We start from the raw sequence: 12,946 nt of genomic DNA on the forward strand, positions 1-12,946 counted from the left end.
CATGAAAGAACAGCATCCGCCCTCCTGGGCGCAGCGATTTGTAGCATGGTATTGCAAACCTTCGCTCGTAGAGGATCTTATGGGAGATCTCCACGAATGCTTCGAGCGTAATATACAATCCGTGGGACCACGCCGTGCAAAGCTGATCTATATCATTGATGCGCTCAAGTTTTTCAGAAGCTATACGGTACGAAGATCCATATTTGCTAACCTTTTTATGAACCCGGTCATGGTTGGAAGTTATGTCAAAACATCAGGGCGCAACATCCTGCGCAACAAGCTGTTCTCTTTCATCAATATCCTCGGTCTTGCTATCAGCATGTCCGTAGGGCTGCTACTGATCGCGTTCCTGCTCGATCTCCATTCCTACGACAGATTCAACAAAAACGGCGAACGGATTTATCGTATCACCAATATATTACGCTCCAACGGGGAAGAAAACGGCAGGTTTGCGTCCACATCTGTAAAAACGGGAAAGCTTATCCGCGAGAAGGTCAGCGGCATTGAAGAAGTGGCTATCATGCGCAATAATTTCTCCGGCGATGCAAAGGTGGGTGACAATATCCTTCCTATCAAGGGTTTCTGGGCAGAGCCTTCTCTCTTTAAAATCTTTACCTTTCCGATGATAGCAGGTAACCCCGAAACAGCATTAAAAGATCCTTATTCGGTTGTACTCACGGAAACGGCAGCACGTAAATTGTTCGGCCACCAGGCGGCGCTTGGCAAAACAGTCAGGATTGATACACTTGCCTACCAGGTAACCGGTATCATGAAAGACGTTCCCTTCTTTTCGCACCTCCGCTTCGAAGCACTGGTATCATTATCTACCGCAGAACAGGTTAACAAAGGCGATCAACTCTTCGGGGCATGGACAAACATGTGGTCCGGTTCTGTCTATATCCTGCCTTCACAACATGCAGACATAGCCTCCATCCGGAGGCAGCTCAACGCCATTGCCAGGGAAGAAAACGCTGGTACAACGACTGCCAGCATCCAGCTTGAACTGCTTCCTTTATATCATATCGTGGTGGGAGAAAGCCTTCACCAATCTGAAGGCGGCCCAGGCAACACGGGGCCTCATATCTCCCCTACCCTGCTTTGGATACTGGCGGGGCTCGCAATTATTGTGATCTTGTCGGCCTGTTTCAACTATACCAATCTTTCGATTGCGCGTGCGATGCGCCGCGTGAAGGAAATAGGTCTCCGCAAAGCGATCGGCGCGGGAAACAACCAGGTCAGGTTACAGTTTCTCGCCGAAGCAGTGATGATTTCACTCATAGCGCTTCTTTTATCCTTCCTCATGTTTCTCCTATTGCGGCCGATACTGGTGAATATGGCACCGGAAATGCAACGTATGGTGAAACTTAATCTTACACTATCCATGGTGGCTGCCTTTATTGGCTTTTCAGTGGTGGTAGGTATCATTGCCGGCTTTATGCCTGCTGTATTCTTTTCGAAAATCAGTCCACTGAATGCGTTTGGAAATGTTTCATCAATAAAAATATTCAAACACCTGCCCATCAGGCGCGTACTGGTGGTGATGCAATACACGGTAACGCTCATCTTTATCACAACCACCGCCGTTGGCTATGTGCAGTATAAAAATATACTGGCATTCGACCTTGGATTCAGCACTAAAAACATTCTGAACATTAATATGCTGGATAATAAACCAGATGTAATGATGAAAGAACTCAGTGAGATCCCGGGAGTAACTGCATTGTCGCGATCCCTCATTACCACCGGCGTCGGGAATGCCTGGGGCAGCAGTATGAAATACAAAGATTCGCAGGATTCCGTGCTTGTCATGACTAATCACATCGACGAAAACTATCTGGCACTCCATCACTACCAACTCATTGCCGGTGGAAATTTCATCGCTCACCCTGCTACGGCCCAGGCGGTTGCCGAAGTGATAGTGAACCAACAGGTGCTAAAGCGATTCAACATCAGCACCAACAACCCTGAAAAAGCAATCGGCGAACAGATCATGCTGAATGGACACCAAATGACCATTGTAGGCGTAATGCAGGACTTTCATTATGGGAAAGTGGACAATCTCATCGGTCCGGTTGCATTCACGTTCTGGACACCCGAAGACAGAACCATCATCAGCGCCAGTATAAAAAGCACGGACATACACACCACAGTAGCCAGGATAGCAGCCGCCTGGAAGAAGATAGATCCGGTACATCCATTTACAGCGGGATTTTATGACCAGGCCATAGCAGATGCCTACAGTGAGTATTCCACCATGATCAAAATCATTGGCTTCCTTTCATTGCTGGCCATTTCCATTGCGTCTATGGGATTGTTTGGCATGGTGGTATTCACGACCGAAACAAGGCTGAAAGAAATTGGCATCCGGAAAGTAATGGGCGCCAGCATCGGCCACCTTATCTACTTACTGAGCCGTGGATTTTTATTTCTTCTCTCCATATCGGCTGTTATTGCCCTGCCATTGACTTACCTCTTTTTTCAAAACATTGTGTTACCGAATTTCCCGTATCATACACCTGTACATGTTACAGAGTTGTTTGCCGGATTACTCGCGGTATTGCTGATCGCGGTGATGATGATAGGATCGCAGACGTGGAAGGCAGCGAGGAGTAACCCGGTAGTGGTATTGAAGGGCGATTAGAAAATGTTATTATTCACGACAAGGTCTATAAATGGAAAGAGAAATTATTAATGGGTTTAAATGGGTATCCATACTGGGGCAAAAAATGCTGGCAATCGAATCCGACCGCTTGCAGGAATATCTCGATCACGCAAGCAGCAAGAATATTAAAGCCATTTACCTGAGCAATTACGAGGGGTACCGTCTTACTCATCTGGACTTCTTCAGGCAATATGATTTTTTTACGGATGTTACCATCCATGTAGAGGCCTGTGATGTTTCCCCCATTCACTCGTTAAGAAATCTGAAAAAACTGAATATCAGCAACGAAAAACAAGTAATCGATCTCACTCAATTCAGCCACCTTGAAGAATGTTCGATTGATTGGAACAACAAGATAATTGGTCTGGACACTGTAAACCCTATAAAGTATCTCAAACTATGGAAGTTCAGACCTTCATCAGGGGACTTCACGGTTCTTGCTGGTTGTCAGCAAACCGAAATCCTGGAAATTACGGAATCCAATATCGAATCTTTCAAAGGTATTAATGCCCTCACATCATTGATTCAATTTGAAGCCTATTATCTTTCCAGGCTGGAATATCTTGATGGCCTGGAAACCGGGGTCCCTCAGCTTTCCACGTTAATCCTGGAGTATAGTAGGAAGTTAAAAGGCTATGATACTGTCCTGGGACAACTTAGTCATCTTGAAAAATTGATATTGGGTGATTGTGGTCCATTAACGTCCATAAATTTCGTTCACAACTTACCCAGGTTATCTTTTTTCAGTTTTGTAGGTACAAATATCCTGGATGGTGATATTTCACCAGCAGAAAGATTAACGTATGTTGGTTTTAATAATAAACGTCATTACAACAGGAAATCCCAGGAGATGAAAAACACATTGAAATATCAGTGACAAACCTCCGTGCCGTTTCTATTGGAGTGCTATATTTCCTACGCAGCTATTACCGTACAGCACCTCCAACCTGTTGCAGGGTCACCAGGTTATATACCAGCGTGTCTTTCCTATCTCTACGATCGAGTTTTTCATTGGCGTTGCTATCGAAAAATCCCCGGCAGCTAATAGTAGCCTTATTGCTATCAACAACATAGCTACTCACAAAAAAACATTGGGTGTGAGCTGTTGGTTTGTTTTTCCATCTGACGAAAGAAGATACAATTTCAGCGGTCGTTCCCAGATATCGATATGTTTATGGATACGAGGGTTATTCTTCCGGGCAATCAATACCGCTACTTTGTTGAGATGATATGGATCCAATTTAACCTGATTAATACGCCAAAGCAGCGAGCCTGCGGGATATTCGACCCTGGTTGTATCCTGTCCGTTGAGAAAAAGTAAATGCCTTGTGCCTATACCTTTTTTTGTTGTATCCTCTTTATAGGCTACTGAATAGGGAGTTCCTTCCAGGAGAAGCAACCTGTTATAGGGAAAATGCAAGAGGGCGTTATCTGTTTGCTGCTGGGCAATGGCAGCTATTCCAGGTAGGAGGGCCAATAGCAGAAAAAAGGGTTTCATTTTCTTATACCAGTTTAAGACGTTTCAAATAAAATAAATACACTAATAACTACCTTTACTAAACATTGAAGGTGCATTGCGCTATTTACCCAAATATAATTTCAAAAAATGATGTGGTCGCCCTTTTATTGGTATTACGAGATACGAGGTAACGAAACTTATAGTCAACGACTATTAACGAATGATGTTCTGGAGGTATTGGAAAATACGGGAAAATTACAACGCCGGGGTAATCAGCAATTCTGTAACATAGACGATTTCCCCTGGATTGATATTGTTGTTGTTAATTCAGATAATGGCAATTATGGCAGCCTCGAAGATCTTAACAGTGAATGGGTTAATTTAATTGCCATAGCGGGCTCAAAATCCAATCCTGGAAATGAAATATTGTATATCAATCTGCTAACTGAAATTGCCCAAAAAATAAACTGGGAATTAATATCAGAAGCAGATGATGATGGCAATGAAAACATTGTCCTGGTGGGAAATCATTAGAACAAAGCGGCAATTCGTCCGATTTTTTGCATCTCGGGTGATCTGAATTATTAATTCCGTCTGAGAATATTACGAAAAAATGCCTGCTTAACTACTTTACGCAATTCCTTGGCAGTTACATATTGCCATTCAAATAATTTACTTCCAAAGAATAAGGGAAGAACACCTTTTTCTTTTTTATGTCTTAAAAGGGAATACCACTTTTTATAAAGTATTTCATTGAATACCTGAGCAGCATAACTCCCGGCTGTAGCATTACCTTTTTTCAAGGCTTCAAAAACCTGCAGGAATTCTTTTGAGCTTCTGGCTGAAAACCGGTAACTGAAATAATCATGATGAATCCGGATGAGATTTTCATCTTTGGGAATGCCCAGGTTGGTGTGGATGTTTTCGATGATACGGAGTTCTGCGCGGACTACCTTCTCCTCCTGAAGCTTTGAAATATTGTTGTTGTGAAGGCGGTAGGCAACGAGCACCTCGTTGAGGTTTGTTACCGGATGATGTAAAGAGATCCTGTAAGAAAGATCATAATCCTCCGCAGGAGAATAGTCCCTGTATCCGCCAGCCTCGATCATCGCTGATCTTTTGATCATCAAGGTAGAATTGATAAAGGTATTCTGAAATACCAATTCTGGGGAAATACTCTTATCTCCGGCCATCACATTTAAGTTCCCGGTTTGTTTGCCTGATTCATCAATCAGTATGGCTTGTCCGCCACATATGGCGAATTCAGGATTCGAATTTAAAAAACTGATTTGCGATTTAAGACGATCAGGCGTAGCGAGATCGTCACAATCCAGCACTGCAATGTATTTTCCTTTAGCCTCTTCGATCCCCCGGTTACGGGTGAAAGTAAGACCTTTATTACCGTCATTGTGAACTAAACGAATCCGGGGATCGGTAAATTGATGAATGATGTCAAGTGTTCGATCTGTAGAGCCATCATTAACAATTAATAGCTCAAAATCAGTAAAGCTCTGATTAAGGACACTTTGTATGGCCTTTTCAATATAAGCTTCACCGTTAAAGGCGGCCATAAAAACAGTAACTAAGGGCGTATTTACATTTTTATCCATGCAGATGGCATTGTTGAATTCGATAGATCGTTATTTACTTATTTTTTCTGGTCTGATGCCAATTTCTCCAGGTTTTCATTTCCCCCATCAGCGAAGGCTGCTGTAGACGATGATATTGTGTTTTGCAGTTACTCATCAGTTGCATCTCATACAATATTTCTGCTGCGCAAATTTACCACATTATTATAATAAGCAGTTTGTTGATTTGTTGCTGTATTCATTAACGCCGATCAAAAATAACATGTTTTATCACGATAGTTCAGCTCTTTGTAAAGGCTACTCCCAACATCATCACTATAGCGCAAAAAAAGAAGACCCGCACAAGGTGCAGGTCTTCAAATCTTCCAGTGATCCCCTTGGGACTCGAACCCAAGACCCATACATTAAAAGTGTATTGCTCTACCAACTGAGCTAGGGAATCTTTTACCCCGTCTTTTTGTTTAACGGAGTGCAAAGATAGGAATTATTTATTTCCAGCCAAATTTTCTTGAAATTATTTTTACCACTTCCCTGTAAAGACAAGCTTGTAGCGGATTACAGGGTCATCTTTTTCTTCTGCACTGAAAATATGCAACAGGTAATACTTGCCCGATACCCAATCATTTATCGCATTATCATAAAACGGACTTCCCGGATTTCCGCTTTGTCCGCCGGGATAAATACCATAGGCTTCTGTTTTATCAGAAAGCTGCACCACCATCCTCCAGGAGGGGCCATGAGTCTGCTTTGTAGCATTTACGATATGCTGGCCTCCGCCAGTATTCAGGTGTTGCGCACTAAACGCAGGAATGCCACGGGAAAGATGATTGATATCGGTGCCACGTGCTTTGCCCAGCTCCAGTTTACCAGCTTTATTCAACTCAGAAAGCTCCACCACCGTCCGTGCAAATACACCCTGCATTAATTGCGACAACGTTTCTTTCTGTGGCGTATTGATATTGTCAATGAAATGAAAAGCGGTATCCCGCAATAACAGCTGCAGCGTAGTGATAGATTGCGGATAAGCCAGGATGGTAGTGTCTTTCGGACGTAGTTCATCCTGCCAGATGGTATCTTCCAGGTGGGCCCACAATGTATTGAAAATGCTGGCTGCTTTACTGTCGGCAGTCGCCATACAATCCCAGGAGGAAAGCAATTGCCAGTAAGGCTGTTCAGCCGCTGTGAGTGCCGTGGTATCAATATGTTTTCTGATCATGGGTATAGCAGCGGCGGCGAAAAGATTCTTGTCATCATTTTGCAGCTGCATCATATCCTGCGGAGTGATGGCGTTCATGGCAGTTAACCGCTCATTGATGCGCACCCCCCGGAACAAATCATATTCACCATAGAGTGCATATGGATAAGTACTGTCTGTAGGACGCTGATTGGCGGAACTCACGAAACCACGTGCCGGATTTTTGATATGCGGCAATTCCTCACGCGGAATAAATCCTTGCCAGGCATAGGTGCTGTCACTGCCGGGCATGATCCATTTACCCTGGTCTTTCCAGCGCAGGGGATACTGGCCATTATGCCAGATGGCGATATCACCGGTTTTATCCGCAAATACGAAGTTCTGGGCAGGACAGGTATATACACTGAGGGCATTGAGATAATCGTCGTAATTACGGGCTTTATTCAACCTGTTAAAGGTGGCCAGCTCGTTGGAAGGATCCAGCGCTTTCCAGCGCATAGCCAGGAATGTCTGACCTGCGGTTTTATCCGGGAAAGTATTGTCGAAAAGTACAGGACCGAATACCGTATAGGCCACAGTATCGCGGACGGTGGCGCCGCCTCTTACTTTTATTTCTTCGATACGCAGGTCTGCTTTGCGATAGCTGCCGTTGTACAGGTATTCACTGCGACCGTTGCGGAATTGCATGCTATAATAATCTTTCACATCTTCTTCTCCGTTGGTAACACCCCAGGCGATGTGGTCATTGAAACCGATGATCACGCCGGGAGCGCCCGGAAGAGAAGCCCCATAAACATTCATGTCCGGTGTGTGGATCTGTATTTCGTACCAGAGGGATGGTAACGATAAACCCAGATGCGGATCACTGCAGAGAATAGGCGCACCGGAGCGGGTTTTGCTGCCCCCAACGGCCCAGTTATTACTGCCGTTATCAGGATCGGGTTTATCTGTTTTAAATTTCATAAATGCAGCAGCAGCTAACAGTACACTATCCGGCGGAGCAGTGGCTTTTGCGGTAGCTGCCGCATAGCTGGTGCCTTTGGGAATGATGGGATCCGTGGCATCATGAAAATCGGGATACAGGAGATTGAAATCCTGCAGGGAAAACAGCCTGCGGGCATTCGTAAATTCAAGGTCATTACAGAATCCGGCGAGGTCATGTGCCATATATTTCAGCAGCAGGGCGGATTTAATAATATCCCATCTCTCCGGTTTATAATCCAGTATTTTATATTCTACAGGGTAAGTGGCGGGCGTAAGCGTGGCAATATAAGCGTTGATACCGGCTGCGTAGGAAGTCACCGCTACTTTGGTAGCCGGATCTGCCAGCATCTCCTTTACGGTGCCTTCTGCGGCGTATACCATGCCAAGACGGCGCTGCTTCCTGTCGTACTGTACCAGCTTGGGACCCAGTATTTCAGAAAGACGGCCAGCAGCGGCATAGGTCTGCAGTTCCATTTGCCAGAGCCGGTCTCTCGCGGTCACATATCCCTGCACATAATACGCATCTCCTTCATTCTCGGCAAAAATATGCGGCACCATACGGTCGTCATACCAGACTTCTGTTTTGCCGGAAAGCCCTGGCAATACCAGTTGTTCCCGGGGGAATTCACCAATAGGTTCTGCATTTTGCCAGAAGCCTGTCTGCGGACTTAACAGTTTGCCCATCGGGGGTATCTGTCCCAGTTTATGACTGAAAGCGTATGTAAGCGATAAGGTAATTGCTGCGGTGATAACTGCGGGAATGATTCTCATAGTACATATCCGGATGTAATATGTAAAATACATCAAATTTGATTCATAACCGCCTATGCGGACAATACTTTTATAAGATGATCCACTTCTGCTGTCGTATTAAAAGAATGCAGCACAATCCGCAGTCGCTCCGACCCTTTGGGAACCGTAGGATGCAGGATGGGCCTTACATCCAGGCCTTCCTGCTGTAGCCGCTGTGCCACGTTGCGCGTATGTTCATTCCCCCTTGTCAATACCGCCTGTATGGGAGTAGTACCGGGCAATAACGCGGAAGTAGCTACACCGGCGCGGAATTGCGCTATGAGCGCCGCTAATTTTTTTCGCTCCGCCTGCATATAGGGGAAAGTGGCATAACCGGCTTCTATAGCTGCCAATGCTGCCGGAGGTAAAGAAGTAGTATAGATAAATGACCGGGAGAAGTTGATGAGATAATCCCGCAATTCCCCCGAACCCAGCACCACGGCGCCATGACAACCTACCGCTTTTCCGAAGGTATGGATGCGCGCAAAACAGGCGGCTGTTAATTGCAGGTGTTGTACCAGTCCTTCCCCTGCCTCGCCGATCACGCCGGTAGCATGTGCTTCGTCCACGATAAGATGTGCACCATACTGCCCGCAAACCGCCGCAATGGCGGCCAGCGGCGCCAGGTCGCCATCCATGGAGTAAACGGATTCCACCGCCACAAAGATATTGCCGGAGGCATGCTTTAATTTTTTCTCCAGATCAGTAATATCATTATGAAAAAAAGAAAAGGCCTGTGCGGCTGACAAGCGCACGCCATCACGGATAGAAGCATGTATCAGCTGATCATAGATGATGGTATCCCCTTTCCGTCCGAGACAGGAAAATACACCCAGGTTGGCATCATAACCCGAGTTATACAGCAACCCGGCTGCTGCCTGGTGAAAGTTTGCGAGGTCCTGCTCTACGGAACCAATCCACTCATAATTGCCCGCCAGCAGCCGCGATCCTGTGCTGCCATGCGCCGGATGGCGCTCTTCCATCAACCGGTGTATATAGGCGCGTACGTCCGCATTGCGCGTAAGACCAAGGTAATCGTTGGAACAAAAATCTACTTTATCTCCCGGCAAACGCAGTTCGCGGAACGACTGCTGCTCCCTGCGCTCATCCAGCAATCGCGTTAAAAAAGAGGTACGGTCTTTACTCATGATGCACAATTTAAACTTTGCCGTTATCTTCGCAAAAAAGCGACGTGCTATTTTTCATATGAGCAAAGTATCTATACTCGGACTAAAACTACCTACAGATCCACGATGGGTGAATCTGGCAGCGATTTCATTGCAGGACATTCTGACGGACCACGCCTATTGCGAACAAAAGGCGGCATCTTCCGCTATCTCCCTGATCCAGCGTAATCCGGAAAGAACAAGAATGGTGGAAGAACTGGCGCCTATCGTTACGGAAGAATGGGGACATTTCCGGCAGGTACTCGCCGAAATGAAGAAACGCGGCCTGTCGCTCGGCAAACAACGGAAAGATGATTATGTAAACGCACTGATGGATAACCGCGTAAAAGGCGGCAGTGCAGAAGACAGTTTCCTCGATGCCCTCCTCATCTTCGCACTCATCGAAGCCCGCAGCTGCGAGCGCTTCCGGCTACTCAGCGAAGGACTGGAAGATGAATACATGCGCGAATTCTATCGCAAATTCATGATCTCCGAAGCAGGCCACTACCGCCTCTTCATCGATCTGGCCAATGAATATTTCCCGGAGGATAAAGTACGCGACCGCTGGCAGGAATGGCTGAAAATGGAAGCCGAAATATTACAGAATATTGAAGTCCGGGGCGACCGGATGCACTAAGCGAAGTTTGTCTTTCTCAGTATTACACTGGGAAAGACAACATCCATATCAGAAGTTGAAACCGAGGTTCACATAAAATTTGAGACGGCCCGATTGATCATTATACATCATCGTTGCTTCCACAGGGCCTAAGCGGCTGCTGTAACCCGCTCCGATACCATATCCCGCCAGGTATTCATAGCGGTTCCCACCGGAAATAGTACCATCATACACGGCAGCGCCTATACGCGGAATAGCAAAGAGATTCCTGAGAAATTCATATTGCCAGGCTACCTGCACCGCACTTATTTTCGGGGTAAGTACTTCTCCTTCATAAATGCCTACAAAAGGCACCTGGTTACGGGTGATGTTTGTCATCCCCCCTACCACAAAGGCATTGATCACCGATTCTTTGTAATTCAGATTGTAACCGATATTACCATCCAGTTCTATCGCCGACTTCCGGCCGACCGGAATGTAATATTTCATATTCAGGGCAAAACGCTGGTAGTCGTTGAAATTTACACCCAGCGTATCAAAATCCTGATCTACCCCACCGGAGCTTACTTTAATCCCCGGATGCTGATTGTAGATATGTCCCACTTCCAGGTCCAGCAACAGTCCGCGCGTAGGATATATTTTCTGGTTCAGGGAATTGATGCCGAAATTAACATAGGTATTCAGCTGATTCGTACTGCCACGCACATCCATAAAATTGGATAATTGCGGCTTGTATTTGATGTACTCCCAACGGGTACCCGCACCAATCGACATATCGCGGGTGAACGTATATTGCACATCCACATTCACGTTGGCGTATTTACTGCGATACGGCTGTTCCTTATTGAAATCACTATCGTAAAAAGTAAGACCATTGTTTTCATAATAGGTACTTAATCCGAAACCAAAATTACGGCTACGTCCCAGGTACTTGAAGTATTCGGCCTCCAGGCGCGGGTTTTCACTGATCACAGCCGTAACGAACGACCGGGAGTTAGGCACAATAAAGTTCCGTTGAGTCAGGTTGATGATAGCATTGGCGCCGGTAAAGGTATTATAGTTCAGCGCAAACTTCACATAGGTAAGCGGGTTCTCTTCTACCTGGATATCCATCCGGCTCTTACCATATCCTTCAGGCACCAGGTTGTACGTGATCAGCTTATAAAACCGTGTGCCATATACATTCAGGATCGCATTTCTCAGTTGGGCAGGTGTGTAACAGCCGCCTGGCTTGAGATGCAGCCGTTGTAAAAAGAATTTCTGATCAGAGTGTACCAGGCCGCTCACATGTACGCTGCTCAATTCTATGTCGGTGGCAAAAGGCAGACGGTCGGCTACAAACGGCGGCTGTGGATACAATGCATTTAAGGAATCTGCCAGGTGCTTGAATATGGGATACATTTCCCGGCCTTTGCGGCGGCCTACCTCAATAATGGAATCCACGCTGCCGAAACTGGCGGCAGAGTAGTTTTCCAGCTCCCTGTTCATCGGCACATAAATATCCGTATGCTTAATGGCTTTCGTAAAATCGGAAGCATCCTTGTAAAAGCCCAGCTGGTAAAGGATATCGAAAGGAGTTACCAGTTGATCTGCTTTGCGCAGGCCTCCGCTCACATTGGCGCCTATCACAATATCAGCGCCCATGTCTTTGGCGGTGAGCACCGGGAAGTTGCGGACCACGCCACCATCCACCAGTTTGCGGTCGCCGATTTTTACGGCGGTGAAAACAGAGGGAATGGCCATGCTGGCACGCAGACTGGTCACAATTTCACCGCTGTCGAGCGTTACAATATCGCCGGTCGCCACATCAGTGGCAATACATTTAAAGGGAATATTAAAATCTTCAAAGTTCTTGATGTCCTTCACAGGCCAGCACAAACGGGCCAGCTCCAGCCATAGCGCTTCTCCGGAAATCACGCCGGAAGCCAGCTTGGGCTTACCATACTCAAAGGGTATTTCAATAATGTATTTGTTGTATTCCCGTTTTTCTTCGTAGGAGATATCGGTCAGCACAGGCTGATTGGAAAACAAACTATTCCAGTTGAGCTTACGGGCTACTGCTTCAATATTATTTCCTGAATATCCCATGGCATACAGCGAACCTACAATGCTGCCCATGCTGGTTCCGGTTACCAGGTCGATCTTCAATCCGGCGCTGTCTATCGCTTCCAGGATGCCAATGTGTGCGAGGCCGCGTGCACCGCCACCACTGAGTGTTAATCCTATTTTAGGTCTGTTACTGATCGTTTGCTGCCCCTTCACGGTATAGTGGCTCGTCATAAAAGCTAACAACAATAAACTGATAACCTGCCAGATGTGAGCTTTTGATCCCTGCTTCATTGTAAATAATTGGCCCTTATTAAAGATAAGGCTTTATAGACATTCCCGAATGTTAAGCACAAGAGATTTTTAGTTGAACATTTGCTCTCATAGTAAATATTCGTTATCTTATTCCCCGCAAAAAGCTAACTACTAAAAGTTAA

General features: G+C 46.0%; 10 protein-coding genes and 1 tRNA gene. 4 read left to right on the top strand and 7 right to left on the bottom strand.

The genetic code is table 11. The features are described 5' to 3' along the window. Position 1 precedes the first annotated feature (1 nt). Both BMW79_RS26515 and BMW79_RS26520 read left to right on the top strand, forming a co-directional pair. On the top strand, positions 2-2,641 hold the full coding sequence (locus tag BMW79_RS26515; protein ID WP_218150450.1) for an ABC transporter permease: 2,640 nt from the start codon (positions 2-4) through the stop codon (positions 2,639-2,641). Positions 2,642-2,672: 31 nt separating this feature from the next. Next, positions 2,673-3,539 carry a leucine-rich repeat domain-containing protein gene (locus tag BMW79_RS26520; protein ID WP_089900289.1) on the top strand — a complete coding sequence of 289 codons (867 nt, stop codon included), beginning with the start codon at positions 2,673-2,675 and terminating at the stop codon, positions 3,537-3,539. 49 nt (positions 3,540-3,588) lie between these two features. Here the strand turns inward: BMW79_RS26520 and BMW79_RS34000 are convergent, their stop codons facing one another. Together BMW79_RS34000 and BMW79_RS26525 are read right to left on the bottom strand one after the other, a co-directional pair. Next, positions 3,589-3,744 carry a hypothetical protein gene (locus tag BMW79_RS34000; protein ID WP_177192343.1) on the bottom strand — a complete coding sequence of 52 codons (156 nt, stop codon included), beginning with the start codon at positions 3,742-3,744 and terminating at the stop codon, positions 3,589-3,591. Further along, positions 3,741-4,160 (bottom strand): hypothetical protein, encoded by a 420-nt coding sequence (locus BMW79_RS26525; RefSeq protein WP_089900292.1) that lies wholly within the window; start codon positions 4,158-4,160, stop codon positions 3,741-3,743. The genes BMW79_RS34000 and BMW79_RS26525 overlap by 4 nt, the downstream gene beginning before the upstream one ends. Positions 4,161-4,268: 108 nt before the next feature. Between BMW79_RS26525 and BMW79_RS26530 the strand changes: the two genes are divergently transcribed. Continuing rightward, positions 4,269-4,655 carry a hypothetical protein gene (locus BMW79_RS26530; RefSeq protein WP_089900295.1) on the top strand — a complete coding sequence of 129 codons (387 nt, stop codon included), beginning with the start codon at positions 4,269-4,271 and terminating at the stop codon, positions 4,653-4,655. Between the two features lie 50 nt (positions 4,656-4,705). On the opposite strand, the gene BMW79_RS26535 is transcribed toward BMW79_RS26530, so the two are convergent. From BMW79_RS26535 to BMW79_RS26550, 4 genes are all read right to left on the bottom strand, one after another. Beyond that, positions 4,706-5,731, bottom strand: coding sequence for a glycosyltransferase family 2 protein (locus BMW79_RS26535; protein ID WP_089900299.1), 1,026 nt, complete (start codon positions 5,729-5,731; stop codon positions 4,706-4,708). 348 nt (positions 5,732-6,079) lie between these two features. Next, positions 6,080-6,152: transfer RNA gene (locus BMW79_RS26540), tRNA-Lys, on the bottom strand. A gap of 78 nt (positions 6,153-6,230) precedes the next feature. Further along, positions 6,231-8,660 (bottom strand): penicillin acylase family protein, encoded by a 2,430-nt coding sequence (locus BMW79_RS26545; protein ID WP_177192344.1) that lies wholly within the window; start codon positions 8,658-8,660, stop codon positions 6,231-6,233. A gap of 53 nt (positions 8,661-8,713) precedes the next feature. Beyond that, positions 8,714-9,829: an aminotransferase class I/II-fold pyridoxal phosphate-dependent enzyme gene (locus tag BMW79_RS26550; protein WP_089900304.1), complete on the bottom strand. Its 1,116-nt coding sequence runs from the start codon at positions 9,827-9,829 to the stop codon at positions 8,714-8,716. Positions 9,830-9,887: 58 nt separating this feature from the next. On the opposite strand from BMW79_RS26550, the gene miaE reads away from it, so the two are divergent. Beyond that, a complete protein-coding gene (gene miaE, locus BMW79_RS26555; protein WP_089904290.1) occupies positions 9,888-10,484 on the top strand; it encodes a tRNA-(ms[2]io[6]A)-hydroxylase in 597 nt (198 codons plus the stop codon). Positions 10,485-10,532: 48 nt separating this feature from the next. On the opposite strand, the gene BMW79_RS26560 is transcribed toward miaE, so the two are convergent. Continuing rightward, positions 10,533-12,803: a patatin-like phospholipase family protein gene (locus tag BMW79_RS26560; protein ID WP_089900307.1), complete on the bottom strand. Its 2,271-nt coding sequence runs from the start codon at positions 12,801-12,803 to the stop codon at positions 10,533-10,535. Between the last annotated feature and the right edge of the window lie 143 nt (positions 12,804-12,946).

It is taken from the genome of Chitinophaga arvensicola, from assembly GCF_900110835.1.
In the GTDB taxonomy this organism is placed as follows: domain Bacteria; phylum Bacteroidota; class Bacteroidia; order Chitinophagales; family Chitinophagaceae; genus Chitinophaga; species Chitinophaga arvensicola.